Here is a 17,712-nt window from a genome sequence, read left to right on the forward strand (position 1 = left end):
GTCTTATGGTCCGGCGCTCTCGCGGATTGGTCACTTGGTGCACTCACCCCGAGCAGGGCGCGAGAACCAGCGCGAGAATTTGTGGATGGGCCAGCAGGGCCGCTTCCGCCCCGACGAGATGGTCGCCGCGTGGAGCGACGAGAAGCGGATGTTCTTCCCGGGCGCCTTCCCGAACGTCAGCCGGTCTGGGAATTGGGCGGACGTCGCGCACTATACCCAAATGATCTGGAAGACGACGACCCACGTCGGCTGCGCAATATATCGCGACGGCACCTGGGACTATCTGATTTGTCGCTACTCTCCGCCCGGCAACCGCGACGGCAACATCGTTCCTTAATAGAGGAACATCGGCATACCCTCCACGCGCATCAGTTTCGCGCGGTAGGTGGCAGGATCGTACAGGCCCGAAACGTCGACCACCTTCTGGCCTTCTTCAAGGGTGCCGATCGGCACGTGGCAGTAATTGCCGTCCTTGAGTGCGACCATTCGGGCATGCTCGTTACGGGCTACCAGCTGCACCGCTAGAGCTCCGAACGCGAGACCGACCATGCGGTCCATCGCATCGGGCTCGCCGGCCCGCATAAGATAGGCGAGTTCCTGGATGACAGTGCCCATCCCCAGCCTCTGCTTGATCGCGCGGCCGAGGCGGCGGCTGACACTGATTTCCTCGCGCTCGCTGCCGGGGAGCGATCGCATCGAATCGTCGCCATTCCCGTCGCCGGCAATCCGCGCCCCTTCAGAGATGACGCACATGGCGTAGCCGGAGCCGCTCTCTTCCTTGTCCCTGGCCAGGAGCGGGAGCAGGACGTCGAGGTTGGCGGGAACCTCCGCAATCACGGTGCGATCGACCTGCGCAAGGAAGCCGGCGAGAAGCGCGGTCTCACCACTACGGCGGCCGAACAGCTCGACGATGCCGATGCGTTCATGGCTGCCGACCGTCGTTCGCAGCGCATTGATCGCTTCGACCGAGCGGCTGACCGCTGTCGAGAAGCCGATGCAGTAATCGGTGCCGAAGACGTCGTTATCCATCGTTTTCGGGATCGAGACGACCGGAAACCCTTGGCGGGAGAGGTGCGCCGAAAAGCGCAACGTTCCATCGCCGCCGAGCGTGACCATCGCATCCACGCCGAGGCGCTGTAGCGTCTGCAGGACCTGCGCGGTCTTGTCGCCGTCAGCAATCGTGCGCGGATCGAGGCGCGAGGTGTGTAGTATGGTGCCGCCCATACGGTCGATGCCGCGAACGCCGTCGCGGGTTAGCGGACCGCAATTGGCCGCGACGCTTGCCGGATCATCCGGGTCGATCGCGAGCACACCTTGCCAGCCGCGTTTGAAGCCGATGACTTCCCAACCAAGATCGTCGGCATTGAGCGTGATCGAGCGAATGCAGGGGTTGAGTCCCGGGACATCGCCGCCGCCAGTCAGGATTCCGATCTTCACTTCGCCCCCGCGCTCGTCATCGAGCGGGCACAGCATCTAGGGTGCCGGTGTGTCAACTCGCCATCCGGATCGCCAGCTCGTTAAGCCCCGGCATGACCGCGCGTGACGATGGTGCCCAGGAGAGGACTCGAACCTCCACGCCCTTGCGAGCGCCAGCACCTGAAGCTGGTGCGTCTACCAATTCCGCCACCTGGGCACAGGAGCATTGATTTCAGCTGGTAGGCGGCGCCATTTGGAGACGGGCCGTTCCCTTGTCAATTCCCGTTGGCCGGCTCGTAATCCAGAATATCGCCGGGCTTGCAGTCGAGCTCCTCGCAGATCGCTTCGAGCGTAGCGAAGCGGATGCCCTTCACCTTTCCCGACTTGAGCAAAGACAGGTTAGCCTCCGTGATATCGATCTTCGCGGCGAGGTCCTTCGATCGCATCTTGCGAAGCGCCAGCATCACGTCGAGCCGAACGACGATCGGCATCAGACGATTTCCCGCATTTCTTCGTCGATGATGCGCGCGCGCTCCAGCAACCGAGCGACGAGAAACAGGATCAGAGCGATACCGATGGTCAGGATGTCGCGAAGCTGCAGCTTGAACTCGAGGCGATGCGAATCGTCGGGACCGACCAGGAGGACCGCGAGGATCGGTGCAATGACCCAGACGAGGGACACCATCAGCAGCCAGAAGGCGAACGACCTGAACGAACCGACGACGCGCGCCGAGAAGAGATCGCCTTCCGCAATAGCGCCGAGCATCCGGTTCAACTGGTACAGCGCGACACTGAGGAGCAAGATGGAAATGTCCGCGACGACCATCGGAGCGCCTACATCCCCGGCGGAGGAATGGGCGCGAACTTCGACGGCTCCGCTTAGGCCCAATCCAAACCGGGCGGCCAGATATGCGGCGACAACACACAGCCAGAAAATCCACACCGCCCAACGAAGCGAGTTTGCTGTCCTGCCGATGCCCGAACTTCGCACGCTTGACTCCATTATTGTTTTACGATAATTGATTCCTGCAATTCAATACGAAGATAAAGGGAAACAGCATGAAGCGCCAGACCCGAATCGTCCTTGGGCTCATTGGCATGGGAACTGGAGCGGCACTGGCTCCGCATCTCGCCGCGGCGCAGATCGCGGCGCCTGCGGTCTCGACCGTTCCGAACGTTTCGCCCGACATTCCCTTCGATCTGTTTCGCGGAAGCCGGATCGTGCTCACCGGGCGCGTCAACGGCGTCGACACGCCAATGATGCTCGACAGCGGCGCGGGCGTGACCACGCTCGACGACGACTTCGCCAAAAAGATCGGTCTCAAGTCGGGGTCGAAGGTTACGGCGCTTGGCACGGGCGGGAGCGAGCAAGGCGAACTCGTCCGCGACGTCACGATCCAGGCCGGCAATCTGAAGCTGACTGGGGTCACCGTCCTGGTGCTCGACCTGCAGCGGATTGAAAAGGCTATCGGCCGGCCGATCCCGGCGGTCCTCGGCCACGAAGTGTTCGTCAACAGCGTGATCGGTCTCGACTTCGATCGGCAAGTGCTGACGCTGTCTCCTTCAACCGGGTTCGCCGCGCCGAGCGGAGCCACCGAGGTGAAGCTCAGCAAGGAAGGCACGCTCCATTATCTGCCGATCTCCATCGCTGGCCTTCGCCCGATCGAGGCCGCGCTGGACCTAGGCAATGGCGGCGCCCTTAGTGTTTCGAAGGAATATTTCGAGGCCAATCCGAGCCTCGCGAAATTGCCTTACGCGCTTGGGCTGGGCGGCGGAGTCGGCGGCCTGCACGAGGACCGGCGCGCGACCATCCCGACGGTGAGCTTTGCCGGGTTCACCCTTCCCAACGTGCCCGCGGATTTCCGGTCGGTCGGCAATGGTCCGTATGCCGGACGTGCCAACGCCGGGATCCTATTGTTCAAGCCCTTCCACCTGACTCTGGACCTTGGCCACGACCGCATGTGGCTGAAGCGGAGCGACACGCCGCTCGATTTTCCCAAGGACCGGGTGGGCATGTTCGTCCTGTTAGAGGACGATCATTTCAACGTCCTCCACGTCTCGCCAGGCAGCCCGGCGGACAAGGCGGGACTCAGGAAGGGCGACAAACTTGTTGAGGTCGACGGCGAACGTGTTGGGCCCGGCTTCTACGCGTCGAGAGTGGCCAACTGGGCAAAGGAGCCGGTCGGCACGAAGGTCGCCGTGACCAAGGCTGACGGGCAGACCGTGACGGTGACCCTCGCCAATTATTACTGACGCGAAAAAGGCGGTCGGCTGGGTGGCGGCCGCCTTGTCAACGCGGCGCGCGAACCGCTAGTGGCGACGCGATGATCGAACCCAAGCTTGTGACCGTATTCGGCGGCGGTGGCTTTATCGGCCGCTACGTCTGCGAACAGCTCTTCGAATATAGCGAACATAATGTGCGCCTGCGGGTCGTGACTCGCGAGCCGCGGCAGGCCAACTACATCCAGCCGCTCGGACAAGTCGGGCAGTTCGGCTTCGTCCGCGCCGACGTGACGGATCGCGCATCCGTTCGCCGTGCCCTCGAAGGGGCCTGGGGCGTGATCAATCTCACCGGCTCCTTTGCGAAGATGGCCGCGGTCCACGCTGAGGGGGCGAAGAACATCGCGCACGAGGCCAAGGCTGCCGGGCTCCGATCGCTGGTCCACATCTCGGCAATCGGCTCCGACCCGGACGGCGAAGCGACCTACGCCCGCACCAAGGGCGAGGGCGAGAAGGCGGTTCGAGAAGCTTTTCCCGATGCCACGATCATTCGTCCCTCCATCGTGTTCGGGGCCGAGGATCAGCTGACCAATCGCCTTGCCGGAATGGCCCGCCTGCCCGCCTTGCCTGTCATTGCCCCGAACTGCCGTTTCCAACCGGTGTTCGTCGAGGATTTGGCCAAGGCGATCGCCCGCGCGTCGGTCGATCCGGCGGTTCACGGCGGAAAAACCTACGAAATCGGAGGGGCGCAGGTCCAGTCGATGCGCGACTTCACGGTCGAAATCCTCAAGGCTGCCGGACGCGAGACGGAGCTGATCGACATTCCCAACCCGATTTCCTCATTGATTTCCCGTCTCGGTTTCCTTCCCGGCGCGCCGTTGACGCGCGACCAGTGGCTGATGCTCCAGCACGACAATGTCGCGAGTGGACCTGGGCTCGAGGCTTTCGGCATTCGGCCGGTGCCATTCGGAGCCGTCGCGCCGGAATGGCTGGGAATGTACGGAGGCAACCGTTTCGCGCGGCGCCGGGTCAACATTACGGCGCAGCACTAAGGCGTGCCGGTCCTCCTAATTGCGATCATCCTCGGCATCGTCGAGGGGGTGACGGAATTCCTGCCGGTTTCGTCGACCGGGCATTTGATCCTTGCGACCGAGTTGCTCGGCTTCGACGCCGAGAAGTGGGCCGCCTTCAACGTCATCATCCAGCTCGGAGCGATCCTGGCCATCGTCGTCCTTTACTGGCGAACGTTCTGGGCGGTGCTGGAGGGCATTCTCCGCAACAACCCGATGTCATGGCGCTTCGTCCGGAACGTCCTGATCGGCTTCCTTCCCTCGGCAATCATCGGCGTCATCCTGATCAGCAAGATCGAGCTTCTGCTCGGCAATGCCGAAGTCGTGGCATGGGCACTCATCGCTGGCGGCATCGCCATTCTGTTGATCGAAAAGCTGGTGAAGCCGGGCGATATCGTCGGCGTCGCCGAAATGCCGCTGAAGACCGTCCTCGGTATCGGTTTCATTCAGTGCCTAGCGATGATTCCTGGTGTCAGCCGTTCCGGCGCAACCATCCTGGGCGGCCTTACGCTTGGCGTCGAGCGGCGGACCGCGGCAGAGTTCAGCTTCTTCCTCGCCATTCCAACGATGATGGGGGCGACGACGCTCGAACTCGTGAAGCATCACGACACGTTGCTGTCCGGCGCCAGCGGCGTCGGTTTCGGCGCCGTCGCGGTCGGCTTCGTCGTGAGCTTCATCGTTGCAATCGTCGTGGTCCGGGCCTTCGTGCACTACATTTCGAAGCACGGGTTCTGGCCCTTTGCGTGGTACCGCATCATCGCAGGTACCGCCGCACTCATCTGGCTGGCGTCCCGCTGATTCATCTGCCGTTCATCGGCCGCTAAGGTGTTCCCGCGTTAGAGATCAGCAGATTATCCACGTGAGGATCCGGTGCATGCGTGCTGTTCTTGTCGTCTTGCCGTTGGCACTTTTGGCGACGCCTGCTCTGGCGGCTCCGCCAGCGGACCATGACGTCTCGAAGATCCAGCGCGAACTGGCAGACCCGAAGTGGGCCGACCGGCTGACGGACACGATGGTCGCGGTGTCGAGAGCTTTCCTGAACATGCCTGTCGGGGAGGTCGAGGCCGCTGTGCAGGGCCGCACGCCAACAGCCGCCGACAAGCGGCGAACGGTGCAGAGCGAAACCGGCATGTCGGAGCAGCAGCTCCATCAGAAGATCGAAGACACACGACCGAAGATTGAGGCCGGCATGCGCGCGATGGCAGCCGCTTTGCCGGCAATCGTGAAGGGCTTTTCCGATGCCCAGCGGGAGATCGAACGCGCGAGCGCAAACGTCCCTCGTCCCGATTATCCGAGGCGCTGACGTTCTCGCCTAGACGCACGGTTTTCGCTCGCTAAAGCTGCCCGCTCGATGTGGCAGCTCTTCCAATTTCCGCTTTGTCCTTTCTCACGCAAGGTGAGACTCGTCCTTGCCGAAAAAGGCATCGCTGCCGAGCTGGTGCGTGAGAACCCTTGGGAGCGCCGGGACGAGTTCATCGACCTCAACCCAGCCGGTGAAACGCCCGTGATGGTCGACGCCGACCAAGGCATCACCTTGATCGGATCGCAGCCGATCGTCGAATATTTCGACGAGACCGTCGACCGCATGCCGATGATCCACGGCAATGCCCCGCTCCGGGCCGAGATCCGCCGCCTCACTGAATGGTTCGACGAGAAGCTTTACCGCGAGGTCGTCGAGCCGCTGATGAACGAGCGGATGCGCAAGCGGCTGGTCAGCAAGGAAAGTCCGGACACGCGCATCCTCCGCGAGGCAATGCGGGTCGCGAACAACCATCTCGATTACGTCGATTACCTGCTCGATCACCGCCGATGGATGGCGGGGCCTGGCCTCAGCCTCGCCGATTTCGCCGCCGCGGCGCATCTCAGCGTGATCGATTATCTCGGTGCGCTGGATTGGCGCGGTCACAAGCAGACGAAGGACTGGTACGCCGTCATGAAGTCGCGGCCGAGCTTCCGGCCGCTCCTCGGCGAGCGCATGGAGGTGATCGTGCCGCCACAGCACTACGACAAGGTCGACTTCTGAAGACCGCGACGAAGATCGGGCTCGCGTTCGGGGTCCTGCTTCTGGCGCTGACCGCCGTCGTCCTGTTCAACACATTCCGGCTGAAGGCCGAGCCGCTGGGAAAGGCTCCACCCGCCTTGCCGGTCGATGCGGCAGCCGTCGATCGCCTTTCGCAGGCGCTGCAGGTCCAGACCGTCTCCACCGAGACTGGTCCCGCCTCGCCCGAGGTCTTCGCCGCCTTCAATGCGTTTCTCGCGCAAAGCTTCCCCGCATCCACGCGGAGCTGCAAAAAGAGGTGCTTCCCGGTGGAAGCCTGCTCTTCACATGGCCCGGGATCGATCCTTCCGCTCCCGCACTCCTGCTGATGGCTCACCAGGACGTGGTCCCGGTCGAGGCAGGAAGCGAGGGCAAATGGAGTGCTCCACCGTTTAGCGGAACGATCGCCAACGGCTTCGTGATCGGTCGGGGCGCGATCGACGACAAGGGCTCGCTGATGGCGATCCTGGAAGCGACGGAGCGCTTGCTCGCCCGCGGCTATCGGCCAAGGCAGACGATCTATCTCGCCTTCGGCCACGACGAGGAACGCGGCGGAGAGGGCGCGAAGGCGATGGCGGCCCTGCTCAAGCAGCGCGGCGCCAACATCGGGCTTGGCCTAGACGAAGGCTATGCGGTGCTCGACGGCGTGATTGGCGGAGTCAACGTGCCCATCGCCATGATCGGCATCGGCGAAAAAGGGTACGTCTCGGTCGAAGTGACTGCGACCGGGGCCGGCGGGCACAGCTCGATGCCGGCTGACGACAACAGCGCCGTGCGCATTGCGCGCGCGGTGGAACGGCTCTCGATCAATCAAATGCCTGCGAGGATCGACGGTGCCTCCGGCGCGATGCTGGACGGCATTGCTCCGTATGGCAGCTTTACGATGCGCGCCGCCCTCGCCAACCGCTGGCTCACCGGACCGCTGGTCAAGCGTCAACTTCTATCGGTGCCGAGCACCGCGGCGGCGATCCGGACCACGACCGCGCCGACCATCCTCAACGCTGGCACCAAGGACAATGTCATCCCGCAGGTCGCACACGCCGTCGTCAATCATCGCATCCTGCCGGGCGATACCGTGGAGAGTGTGCTCGAACACGACCGCAAGGTCGTCGACGACCCGCAGGTTCAGGTTCGTCCGGCATCTTTCCAGCAGCAGCCAGGCAAGCCTGTCTCTCCGGACAGCGCGGAGTACCGGCAATTCAGGGCGTTAGTCCGCTCCAGTTTCCCGGAAGCCGGCGTTTCCCCTGGCCTGGTCGTCGGCGCCACAGACGGCCGCCATTACCAGGACGTCGCTAAAGCCGTCCTCCGCTTCGTCCCGATTACCATGCGCAAAGGCGACCTCACGCGCTTCCACGGCAACGATGAGCGCATTGCTATCGCCGACTACATGCGAGCGATTGCCTTCTACGAACGCCTTATGAGTGGGTCGCCGCCACCAAATAATTGAGGCGCAGGTCCTCGCTCAGGTGAAGCCCGCGCATCGGGCTGAAAGCCAGGCCTTCGACGTCGAGGCATTTCAGGCCCGCATTCGCCATCAACTGTTTCATCCGCTCCGGGGCGATGAACTTGTCGAAGTCATGCGTGCCCTTCGGGACTGCACCAAATCCCTCCGCCAGAGTGATGGTGATCAGCTTCGACCAGCCGGTCGCATTGGGCGTTGACATCATCAGCAGGCCATTTGGCGCCAGCCGCTTGGCAAGGTCGATCAGGAACTGCTGCGGATCGGCCGTGTGCTCGATCACTTCCATCGACGTGATCAGGTCGAACGCGCCTTGGAGATCCTCCACCGCGGCTACGCGGTAGTCGATCTGCAGCCCCTGCCCGGCCGCATGCTCGCGCGCGGCACCGATCAGCTCTGGCGCCGGATCGATCGCCGTGACCTTCGCGCCCAGCCTGGCCAGCGGTTCCGCCAGCAGTCCGGCCCACACCCGACGTCCAGCGCGCTCTTCCCGTCCAGCGGACGCCGGCTGTGCTCGTCGAGCGACCAGTGCTGATCGATCCAGTCACGGATGTAGGCGAGCCGCACGGGATTGAGCTTGTGCAGCATCGCCGAGGCGCCCTTCGGGTCCCACCAGTCTCCCGCGAGCTTCCCGAACTGCTCGATCTCTTCCTGAACGATGCTTGTTTCCGCCATAGTCGCCTCCTAACAGGACGCGCCCGTACACCCAAGGAGCGAGAGTGCCCTCCTCAAGCCAAAAGCGCATCGTGATGAAATTCGGCGGCACGTCGATGGCCGGTATCGAGCGCATTCGCCACGTCGCCGAGCGCGTGCGCCGTGAGGCGCAGGAGGGCAATGAAGTCGCGGTCGTCGTGTCCGCCATGGCGGGCGAGACGGATCGCCTCGTCCAGCTCTGCAAGGAAGCTGCGCCGCTCTACGATCCGCGCGAGTATGACGTCGTGGTCGCTAGCGGCGAGCAGGTCACCTCTGGTCTCCTTGCGATGACTCTGCAGGGCATGGGTCTCAACGCCAAATCCTACATGGGCTGGCAGCTCCCGATCCGCGCGAGCGGCCATAGTGCCGGGCTGATCGATCATATCGATGCGGATGTGCTGGAGCGCGTCTTCGAGCAGGGCGGTATTGCCGTGATTCCTGGCTTCCAAGGTGTCACCGACGCCGGCGACGTCGCGACATTGGGCCGGGGCGGTTCAGATACGTCGGCAGTTGCGCTTGCGGTCGCGGCGAAAGCCGATCGTTGCGACATCTACACGGACGTTGAGGGGGTCTTCACCACCGACCCCGGATCGTCCCCGCGCTCGCAAGCTCGAGGCGATCACCTACGAAGAAATGCTCGAGCTCGCCTCGGTCGGAGCCAAGGTGCTTCAGACGCGCTCGGTCGGACTTGCGATGCGGTACAATATGCCGCTCCAGGTCCTTTCGTCCTTTGAAGACAAGCCCGGCACTTTGATCGTCGGCGATGACAAAATCGAGGAATTCAAAATGGAACGCGTGCTCGTCACCGGCATCGCTCACGACAAGAACGAAGCGCTCGTCACCCTCACCGGCCTGCCAGACAAGCCCGGAACGGTCGCCGGCATCTTCGGTCCCCTTGCCGAAGCCAACATCAACGTCGACATGATCATCCAGGCGGCGCCTCGCGAAGGCGAGAAGAGCGAGCTGACCTTTACCGTTCCCAACGCTTCCCTCGCGCACGCGGTCTCCGAGCTCGAGAAGGTGAAGGCCGACGTCGGGTTTGAAACCGTCAGCACCGACACCGATGTCGTGAAGGTCAGTGCGATCGGCGTCGGCATGCGTTCCAACGCCGGTATCGCGGCCCGCATGTTCCAGACTTTGGCCGAGCGGGGCATCAACATTCGCGCCATTTCCACATCGGAGATCAAGGTCTCCGTTCTCGTCCCGGAAGAATATACGGAGCTTGCCGTGCGCGTCCTTCACACGGCGTTCGGCCTTGACGACGCGGAAGCGAACGCGGGAGCGGCAGCATGAGCGGCGAAGGCCTGATCGCCGAGCCGCGCGCCGTCCACCAGTCCGTTGGCCATGCGCGCCTCAAGGAGCTGATGCATCGGGGCACCGAGTTCCTCGGCTGCGACGTCGCGATCATGGGCGGCGCGATGAGTTGGGTCAGCGAGCGCAGCCTCGTTTCCGCCATATCCAATGCCGGCGGCTTCGGCGTGATCGCCTGCGGTGCGATGACGCCCGAGCTTCTGGACACCGAGATTACCGAGACGAAAGCGCGGACCAAGCGCCCGTTCGGCGTCAACCTCATCACCATGCACCCTCAGCTGAGCGAGCTGATCGACGTTTGCGTGCGGCATGATGTCGGTCATATCGTCCTCGCGGGCGGCCTTCCGCCGGGCAAGGCGATCGAGAAGATCAAGGGCCATGGCGCAAAGCTGATGGCCTTCGCGCCGGCGCTGAGCCTCGCCAAGAAACTGATGCGGTCGAACGTCGATGCCATCGTGATAGAGGGCATGGAAGCCGGCGGTCACATCGGCCCGGTATCCACCACCGTGCTGGCGCAGGAAATCCTGCCGCACATCAGCCGCGACATTCCGGTCTTAATCGCCGGGGGCATCGGCCGCGGCGAGGCGGTCGCGGCGTATCTCGAAATGGGCGCGGTCGGCGTCCAGCTCGGCACCCGCTTCGTGTGCGCGAACGAGAGCATTGCACACGCCAACTTCAAGAAGGCGTTCATCCGCGCCTCCGCCCGCGACGCCATCCCCTCGGTGCAGATCGACCCGCGCCTGCCTGTCATCCCTGTCCGGGCGCTCAAGAATCGCGAGATGGAGAATTTCGCAGCCAAGCAGCGCGAAGTCGCACAGAAGCTCGACGAGGGCTCGATCGAGATGGCCGAGGCCCAGCTCCAAATCGAGCACTATTGGGCGGGAGCGCTCCGTCGCGCCGTCATTGACGGGGACGTCGAAAGCGGATCGGTCATGGCCGGCCAGTCGGTCGGCATGGTCACTCGCGAAGAGCCAGTCGCGGACATCATACGTGAATTGGTCGATGAAGCCGCTGCTGCGTTGGAAAGCCGGGGCTAGCGCCAAGAGGATTGGAAATGACGGATCAGACGATTGTCGAACGCGACGCTACAACGGAGGCGCGCAAAGCGTTGCAGACCGTCAATCCCGCGACCGGCGAGCCCGGAAAGACTTATCATGAGCACAAGCTCGCCGATGCGAAGGCAGCCGCTGCCGCTTCGCACCGGGCTTATCTGACTTGGCGCAAGACAAGCTTCGCCGAACGCGCGGCGGTGATCCGCAAGGCTGGCGAAATCCTTCGCCGCCGCAGGGACGAGTTCGCCGCACTCATGACCGAAGAGATGGGTAAGACCCTTTCCGACGGCCGCGCGGAAGTCGAGAAATGCGCCGGACATTGCGACTGGTTCGCCGATCACGCCGAGAGCTATCTGGCGAATGAGCGCGTCGACATCGGCGGCGGCGAGGCGTTCGTAACCTTCAATCCCATCGGCGTCGTGCTTGCGGTCATGCCGTGGAACTTCCCGTTCTGGCAGGTCTTCCGCTTCGCTGCACCCGCGCTGATGGCGGGCAATGGCGCACTTTTGAAACACGCCAGCAACGTCCCTGGTTGCGCTCTCGCGATCGAAGAGGTGCTCCATGAAGCCGGCGTTCCACGCGCCCTCTTCCGAACGGTCCTTCTGCCGAGCAGCGAGATCAAACCACTCATCGAGGACGAACATGTCGCCGCCGTAACCCTCACCGGCAGCGTTGGGCCGGCAAGAGTGTGGCGACCGCCGCAGGAGGCGTGCTCAAGAAGTGCGTCCTCGAGCTCGGCGGGTCGGACGCTTACGTCGTGCTGGAAGACGCTGACATCGAAACCGCGGCGAAGGTCTGCGCGACGGCTCGCATGGTCAATGGCGGTCAAAGCTGCATCGCCGGCAAGCGCTTCATCGTCGTGCGCTCGGTCCTTAAAAAGTTCGAACCCGCCATTGTCGAAGCAATGCGCGCTTACGACATGGGAGATCCACGTGACGAGACCACAAAGCTCGGGCCAATGGTCAGCGTGAAGGCCCGTGACGAAATCCACAATCAGGTTGAACGGAGCATCGCCAATGGTGCTCGCCTTTTATTGGGCGGGAACATTCCGGATCGTGCCGGCGCCTGGTATCCCGCAACCGTCCTCGCCGATGTCCGGGAGGGCCAGCCCGCGCATGACGAAGAAGTTTTCGGCCCGGTCGCCGCAATCATCGCCGCCGATGACGAAGCGGACGCCATCCGCATCGCCAACGACAGCGAGTTCGGTCTTGGCTCCGGCGTCCTGACCGGCGACCTCGACCGCGGCCGCCGCATTGCGGCCCATGAACTCGAAGCAGGCATGAGCTTCGTCAACGAAAACGTCCGCTCAGACTCTCGTATGCCGTTCGGCGGCGTGAAGCACTCCGGCTACGGCCGCGAATGCGCGTCCTTCGGCATTCGCGAGTTCACGAACATCAAGAGCGTCCACGTTAGCGAGCTGAAGCACGACGGCGAATCGACCACCGAGTAGACCGAAAATCTTCGTGTGGGCGCGCGAGGCGCTCGGTCAGGCGATAATCGTGGCACGCTAACCTGCTGAATTTGCTCGCCGGGCGTATCCTCCACTCAACGACTCGGTGGGGTGGGACATGCAACCGGCGAGTGCCGCGCGCGCAGACGCGAACATTGCGATTGGCAGTGAAGAACTAGCCGAAGGGCTGATGCTCGTCCGCGCGAGTACCTTGAAGATCATCCGACTTCAGTTGGCGATGGAACGTCGTGACCGCCGCGTGGCGCTGGAGGCAGTGGACGACCTCGTCGCGCTCGACCGCAGCCTTCAGGATTTCCTTGCCCACGTGCCGGTCGCCAATGACGACGGCATCTTCAGGAACTTGCTGGAGCTGGAACGGTCCGCGCTCAACGTCGAAAAGCATACCCTAGCCGGAGGGATTGCCGGCCGGAGTAGGGAAGAGGCTGTACCTGATCCGGAGCCTGCGGACCCTACGGACTGGGTTTACGAGGATATCGAGGAGACTCCGCGTCGGCCCTGGCTTGCATGGGTCTTTGCAGTCGCCGCGATTCTCACGCTTGCAGCGGCTGCATTCCTTTTTGGCGCGTCAGGCTACGCGCCGGATATCATCCGGGAGGCTTTATGATCGCTTCCGACAGCCTGCTCCGTGCAAAGGAGCTCGACGCCTATGAGGCGATTTCGTCCCTCGATCGCCATGGCGAGACGGTAAGGCTGATCCTGGCGGAAGTGTCGATGCTCTCCGAAAAGTATCGCTACGTTCAGCGCCACGACGTCCCGCACGTCCGTGAGCTGACCAAGATGATCGACCTGCTCTGGCAGGAAATTGAGATGGAAGCCTATCCGCAGCCGGTGCTGAACCCACTCGATCAGGTGGGAACCTACTGAACACGAGCGACTGCCGCGTGACATAAGCGAGGCGCATCTGATAGCGCTTGGCTATGCCGCTGAGCGCCGCCGCCTCCGCCCGCGAAATCCTGACGGGCCTCCATGAGATCATGGCCGGCCGGGGCAGCGCGCAATCCAAGCTCGACAAGGTCGTCGACCTGATCGCGGACGCGATGGAGAGCGAGGTCTGTTCCATCTACCTGCTGCGCGACAACAAGCTCGAGCTTTACGCGACTCACGGCCTGCGCAAGGAAGCGGTGCACGTCACTCGGCTGGGGATGGGGAAGGCCTGGTAGGCACCATCGCCGCGGAGGGCGCATTCTCAACCTCGCCGAGGCGGCCGATCACCCTGCCTTCGCCTATCGTCCCGAAACGGGCGAGGAGAGCTTCCACAGCTTCGCTGGAGTCCCGATCGTAAGGCTGGAAAGCCCGATCGGCGTCCTCGCCGTCCAGCACGTCGAGCCGCGCCGATACGAAGAGGTCGAAATCGAGGCGCTCCAGACCGTTGCGATGGTGCTCTCCGAAATGATTGCGGCCGCAAGGCTGGTTGACGGCGCACGACGCGGACGAATTCGCAGCAGCGGCCCGCTGCGCTTGTCGGGACTGAAGCTCGTTTCCGGAATGGCCAAGGGTGAGGCAGTCTTCCACCAGCCCGAGTAATCGTCGAGCATACCGTCGCTGACGATGTCGAGGCGGAGCGCGACCGCGTCTATTCCGCATTCCGCAAGATGCGCGAGCAGATCGACGCGATGACCAAGGATGCGGAGTTCGGGACCGCCGGCGAGCATCAGGAGATTCTCGAGACCTATAAGATGTTCGCCTACGACGAAGGCTGGTCGAGGCGGATCAACGAGGCGATCGATAGCGGCTTGACCGCGGAGGCGGCCATCGAGCGAGTTCAGCAACGGACTCGCGCCCGCATGCAGGACATCGACGATCCTCTGCTCAAGGATCGGATGCACGATCTCGAGGACCTGTCCAACAGGCTGTTGCGCATCGTCTCGGGACGGTTCGGGACGGCGGCGCAGACTGGCCTGGCTCGCGACACCGTCCTCATCGCGCGCAATCTCGGCCCTGCCGAACTGCTCGAATACGATCGCCGTAGGCTGAAGGCGGTCGTGCTCGAAGAAGGGTCACTGACCGCCCACATGACCATCGTGGCGCGGGCAATGGGCGTCCCAGTGGTCGGCCGGATTCCCGACATTCGCCACAGCGTCGAGGAAAGCGAGCAGATTCTCGTCGACGGCGACAACGGCAGTGTAATCATTCGTCCCAGCAGGGCGCTCCTGTCCGGCTTCGAGCACCGCCTCGCGACACGTCAGAAGAAGCGCGCCGAATTCGAGGCGGTCCGCAATTTGCCTGCGGTCACCCTCGACGGTGTTCCGGTGAGCGTAATGGTCAACGCGGGCTTGCCGAAGACGCGGCCAACCTCGACCCTTCGGGTGCGGACGGCATCGGTCTGTTCCGGACCGAATTCCAGTTCCTCGTCTCGGCGACGCTTCCCGGCCGGGAGCGGCAGCAGCGACTATATACCAAGGTGCTCGCTGCGGCTGGCGACAAGCCGGTGATCTTCCGCACGGTCGATATCGGCGGGGACAAGGCCCTGCCCTATCTTACCGACATCCGCGATGAGGCTGAGAATCCATCGATGGGTTGGCGCGCACTCCGCCTGTCGCTCGATCGCTCGACCTTGATGAAGGCGCAGGCCGAGCGCTGATCGAAGCCTGCGGCGGCAAGACGCTTCGTGTCATGTTCCCGATGATCTCCGAGCCCTGGGAGTTCGACGAAGCTCGCGCCCTGTTCGAGGAGCAGGTCGCGTGGGCGCGAAAGGGCCATCGCAAGCTCCCCAGCCGTATCGATTTCGGCGCCATGCTCGAAGTCCCCGCGCTTGCCGAGGTTCTCGACCAGCTTCTGCCAAAGATCGATTTCCTGTCGATCGGCACCAACGATCTCACGCAATTCCTGTTCGCGGCAGACCGGGGAGACCCGAGGTTGGCGGAGCGCTACGACTGGCTCAGTCCGGCGATCCTACGCTTCCTTCGACGAGTCAGCACCCAGGCGCGCGAGGCTGGCGTCCCCGTCCGTGTCTGCGGGGAGATGGGTGGGCGTCCGCTTGAAGCGATGGCCCTAATCGGCATCGGGATCGAGCAATTTTCGATCACGCCGGCCGCCGTCGGTCCGCTCAAGGCGATGGTGCGGTCGCTCGATTCGGGGAAGATCCGTATCCGGATGGAGCAGTTGCTTGATCGCCCTCCGGCGAACATGCGCAAGACGCTCGGCGAGTGGGCGCGACGGCACAAGGTGGCAACCGACTGACGCAAGGAAACTGCGGTTGACAGCATGGGCAACCGCTTGGACAAGCGGACCGGGTAGGGTTGAGGCGAATGGCCGAAAGCGAAGACGATTTTGTACACGCACAGCCGTCCGTAGGCGATCGCCTTCGGGCCGCCCGCGAGGCGAAGAAGCTGTCGCTCGAAGATATTGCCGAGCAAACTCGAATCCCTCTTCGTCACCTGCAAAACCTGGAAGCCGGGGAGTGGAGTGCGCTGCCGGCGCCGACCTACACGATCGGGTTTGCCAAAAGCTATGCCAGCGCGGTCGGCCTCGACAGGACGGAAATCGGCGACGACCTTCGCGATGAGATGGGCGGCGTCCGTTACGACGCCGCGAAGACCGAGGTCTTCGAACCGGCCGATCCTGCGCGTGCAATGCCCAAGTGGCTGGTTCTCTCGGCGATCGGGGCAATCATTCTGGTCGTGGTGGTCATGACTTGGCTCAATAACCGGGCCCTGTCGCCCGACCAGCCCGCAGCCCCAGCCCCGCAGGAAACGGCCACGGCGCCCGCGCGGACGGAGCCAGCAGCAACTACGGCACCCGCGCCGGCTCAAACGGCAGAGGGGCCGGTCACGTTGACGGCAGTTGAGCCCGCGTGGATCCGTGTGACCGACCAGGGCAAGACCTTGTTCGAAGGCGTGCTCCCCGCCGGTCAGACCTATTCCGTCCCGCAAACTGCCTCGGCCCCACTGCTGCGTGCGGGCGCTCCGGAAGCCTTGCGCGTCAATGTTGGGACTGCAATTGCACCGCCAATAGGGCCTGCCGGAAAAGTTGCATCGAACGTCAGCCTGAAGCCGGTCGACCTGATGCGAGCGCCCGCTGCCGCAGTAACAACCGTGCCTGCGCCAAGTGCGCCACCGGCAGTTCAGAACACCGCCGGGTAAGAGCCTCATTTTCGAGTGCAGGTTCCATATCTATCCTTGGCTTAGTGCACTCATCGGAATAGGTTTTCCCTTCGGGGAGGGACAATGAACACCAAGACAATCCGTTTTGCGGCGGTCGCGGCTTTGATGACGACGAGCGCGGTGCCGGTTCTGGCGCAAGTGCAGCAGCCAATGCCGCAAGCCCAACCCGTCGCGACGCAGGCCTCGGTCATCAACCTCGACAATCGTATCGTCGCGCTCGAACGCCAGATCGCCGATCTACTGCGCGCGGAAGAGGAGAACGGCCGGCGGATCAGTGAACTGGAAGCGACGCTGAAGTCGGAACGCGAAGCCAGCGCCAGCCGGATCGCCGCACTGGAATCCCGACTGGCGGCCGGGTTGCCGTCCGTGGCGAGCACGGAGCCAGCGGCCGAGAAGCCGAAGCCGGCTCCTGTCAGCAGCTCGCCTGGTCCGAAGCCGTCTCAAACGGCAACGTCCTCCGAGGATGCGACTGACCCCGCCGAGGAAGCCTATGATGCCGGCTACCAGCTATGGAAGGCGGGCAAGTATGACGAGGCTATCGGAGCGCTTCGCGCCTTCAGCTCGGCCTACCCAAACCATCGCCGGACGAGCTGGGCGAACAATCTCGCCGGACGGGCCATGCTGGACAAGGGCGAGCCACGCGCCGCGGCCGAGGCCCTGCTGGCCAACTATCGCAGGAACCCGAAAGGCGAGCGCGCCGCTGACAGCCTCTATTACCTCGGGCAATCGCTGATGAAGCTCAACCAGCCGAGCCAGGCCTGCAAGGCCTATGCGGAACTGGAGGCGGTGTACGGTGACGGCGTCCGGGCGGACCTGAAGAAACTGCTTCCTCCCGCGAAGGCGGAAGCGAAGTGCTCGTGAATTCGCCAGGGGACCACA

16 protein-coding genes, 1 tRNA gene and 5 pseudogenes are annotated in these 17,712 nt (G+C 63.4%); 16 read left to right on the plus strand and 6 right to left on the minus strand.

The window, feature by feature from the left end; translation table 11 throughout:
- Positions 1-22 precede the first annotated feature (22 nt).
- Positions 23-337, plus strand: a pseudogene (locus tag H9L15_RS03725) (CAP domain-containing protein); the annotation flags it as partial.
- On the opposite strand, the gene H9L15_RS03730 reads toward H9L15_RS03725, so the two are convergent.
- From H9L15_RS03730 to H9L15_RS03745, 4 genes are all read right to left on the minus strand, one after another.
- Complete coding sequence (locus H9L15_RS03730; protein WP_223276479.1) at positions 334-1,473, minus strand: 6-phosphofructokinase; 1,140 nt, start codon at positions 1,471-1,473, stop codon at positions 334-336. The pseudogene H9L15_RS03725 and the gene H9L15_RS03730 sit on opposite strands and share 4 nt — an antisense overlap.
- A gap of 73 nt (positions 1,474-1,546) precedes the next feature.
- Positions 1,547-1,633, minus strand: a tRNA-Leu gene (locus H9L15_RS03735).
- 58 nt (positions 1,634-1,691) lie between these two features.
- A complete protein-coding gene (locus H9L15_RS03740) occupies positions 1,692-1,907 on the minus strand; it encodes a helix-turn-helix domain-containing protein (RefSeq protein ID WP_187715203.1) in 216 nt (71 codons plus the stop codon).
- Positions 1,907-2,242 (minus strand): DUF2975 domain-containing protein, encoded by a 336-nt coding sequence (locus H9L15_RS03745; RefSeq protein WP_187715204.1) that lies wholly within the window; start codon positions 2,240-2,242, stop codon positions 1,907-1,909. The genes H9L15_RS03740 and H9L15_RS03745 overlap by 1 nt, the downstream gene beginning before the upstream one ends.
- A gap of 233 nt (positions 2,243-2,475) precedes the next feature.
- On the opposite strand from H9L15_RS03745, the gene H9L15_RS03750 reads away from it, so the two are divergent.
- The 5 genes from H9L15_RS03750 (at position 2,476) to H9L15_RS03770 (ending at position 6,729) form a co-directional block, all read left to right on the plus strand.
- Positions 2,476-3,669 carry an aspartyl protease family protein gene (locus H9L15_RS03750; RefSeq protein WP_187715205.1) on the plus strand — a complete coding sequence of 398 codons (1,194 nt, stop codon included), beginning with the start codon at positions 2,476-2,478 and terminating at the stop codon, positions 3,667-3,669.
- A gap of 71 nt (positions 3,670-3,740) precedes the next feature.
- Entirely contained in the window at positions 3,741-4,688 is a 948-nt protein-coding gene (locus tag H9L15_RS03755) for a complex I NDUFA9 subunit family protein (protein WP_187715206.1), read from the plus strand.
- 3 nt (positions 4,689-4,691) lie between these two features.
- Positions 4,692-5,504, plus strand: a complete 813-nt coding sequence (locus H9L15_RS03760; RefSeq protein WP_187715207.1) for an undecaprenyl-diphosphate phosphatase — start codon at positions 4,692-4,694, stop codon at positions 5,502-5,504.
- Positions 5,505-5,580: 76 nt separating this feature from the next.
- A complete protein-coding gene (locus tag H9L15_RS03765) occupies positions 5,581-6,009 on the plus strand; it encodes a hypothetical protein (RefSeq protein ID WP_187715208.1) in 429 nt (142 codons plus the stop codon).
- Between the two features lie 48 nt (positions 6,010-6,057).
- On the plus strand, positions 6,058-6,729 hold the full coding sequence (locus H9L15_RS03770) for a glutathione S-transferase family protein (protein WP_187715209.1): 672 nt from the start codon (positions 6,058-6,060) through the stop codon (positions 6,727-6,729).
- On the opposite strand, the gene H9L15_RS03775 is transcribed toward H9L15_RS03770, so the two are convergent.
- Positions 6,708-6,968, minus strand: coding sequence for a hypothetical protein (locus H9L15_RS03775; protein ID WP_187715210.1), 261 nt, complete (start codon positions 6,966-6,968; stop codon positions 6,708-6,710). The two genes, H9L15_RS03770 and H9L15_RS03775, sit on opposite strands and share 22 nt — an antisense overlap.
- Positions 6,969-7,003: 35 nt before the next feature.
- On the opposite strand from H9L15_RS03775, the gene H9L15_RS03780 reads away from it, so the two are divergent.
- A complete protein-coding gene (locus H9L15_RS03780) occupies positions 7,004-8,191 on the plus strand; it encodes a M20/M25/M40 family metallo-hydrolase (protein ID WP_187715211.1) in 1,188 nt (395 codons plus the stop codon).
- Here the strand turns inward: H9L15_RS03780 and ubiG are convergent.
- Positions 8,160-8,878 (minus strand): annotated as a pseudogene (ubiG, locus tag H9L15_RS03785) (bifunctional 2-polyprenyl-6-hydroxyphenol methylase/3-demethylubiquinol 3-O-methyltransferase UbiG). The gene H9L15_RS03780 and the pseudogene ubiG sit on opposite strands and share 32 nt — an antisense overlap.
- Before the next feature lie 74 nt (positions 8,879-8,952).
- Here ubiG and H9L15_RS03790 point away from each other — a divergent pair.
- From H9L15_RS03790 to H9L15_RS03825, 9 genes and pseudogenes are all read left to right on the plus strand, one after another.
- Positions 8,953-10,189: pseudogene (locus H9L15_RS03790) on the plus strand (aspartate kinase).
- Complete coding sequence (locus tag H9L15_RS03795; RefSeq protein ID WP_398286627.1) at positions 10,186-11,244, plus strand: NAD(P)H-dependent flavin oxidoreductase; 1,059 nt, start codon at positions 10,186-10,188, stop codon at positions 11,242-11,244. The pseudogene H9L15_RS03790 and the gene H9L15_RS03795 overlap by 4 nt, the downstream one beginning before the upstream one ends.
- A 17-nt stretch (positions 11,245-11,261) precedes the next feature.
- Positions 11,262-11,873, plus strand: a pseudogene (locus H9L15_RS20130) (aldehyde dehydrogenase family protein); the annotation flags it as partial.
- Positions 11,874-11,947: 74 nt separating this feature from the next.
- Positions 11,948-12,709, plus strand: coding sequence for an aldehyde dehydrogenase family protein (locus tag H9L15_RS18565; protein WP_262984905.1), 762 nt, complete (start codon positions 11,948-11,950; stop codon positions 12,707-12,709).
- Between the two features lie 190 nt (positions 12,710-12,899).
- Entirely contained in the window at positions 12,900-13,334 is a 435-nt protein-coding gene (locus H9L15_RS03805; RefSeq protein WP_223276480.1) for a hypothetical protein, read from the plus strand.
- A complete protein-coding gene (locus H9L15_RS03810; protein WP_187715213.1) occupies positions 13,331-13,594 on the plus strand; it encodes a hypothetical protein in 264 nt (87 codons plus the stop codon). Before H9L15_RS03805 ends, H9L15_RS03810 begins: the two co-directional genes overlap by 4 nt.
- A gap of 53 nt (positions 13,595-13,647) precedes the next feature.
- Positions 13,648-15,910: pseudogene (gene ptsP, locus H9L15_RS03815) on the plus strand (phosphoenolpyruvate--protein phosphotransferase).
- A 68-nt stretch (positions 15,911-15,978) separates the two neighbouring features.
- Positions 15,979-16,812 (plus strand): helix-turn-helix domain-containing protein, encoded by an 834-nt coding sequence (locus H9L15_RS03820; RefSeq protein WP_187715214.1) that lies wholly within the window; start codon positions 15,979-15,981, stop codon positions 16,810-16,812.
- Between the two features lie 84 nt (positions 16,813-16,896).
- Positions 16,897-17,694 carry a tetratricopeptide repeat protein gene (locus H9L15_RS03825; RefSeq protein WP_187715215.1) on the plus strand — a complete coding sequence of 266 codons (798 nt, stop codon included), beginning with the start codon at positions 16,897-16,899 and terminating at the stop codon, positions 17,692-17,694.
- The last annotated feature ends 18 nt before the right edge of the window (positions 17,695-17,712 follow it).

This window comes from Sphingomonas daechungensis, from assembly GCF_014489495.1.
GTDB classification, from domain to species: domain Bacteria; phylum Pseudomonadota; class Alphaproteobacteria; order Sphingomonadales; family Sphingomonadaceae; genus Sphingomicrobium; species Sphingomicrobium daechungense.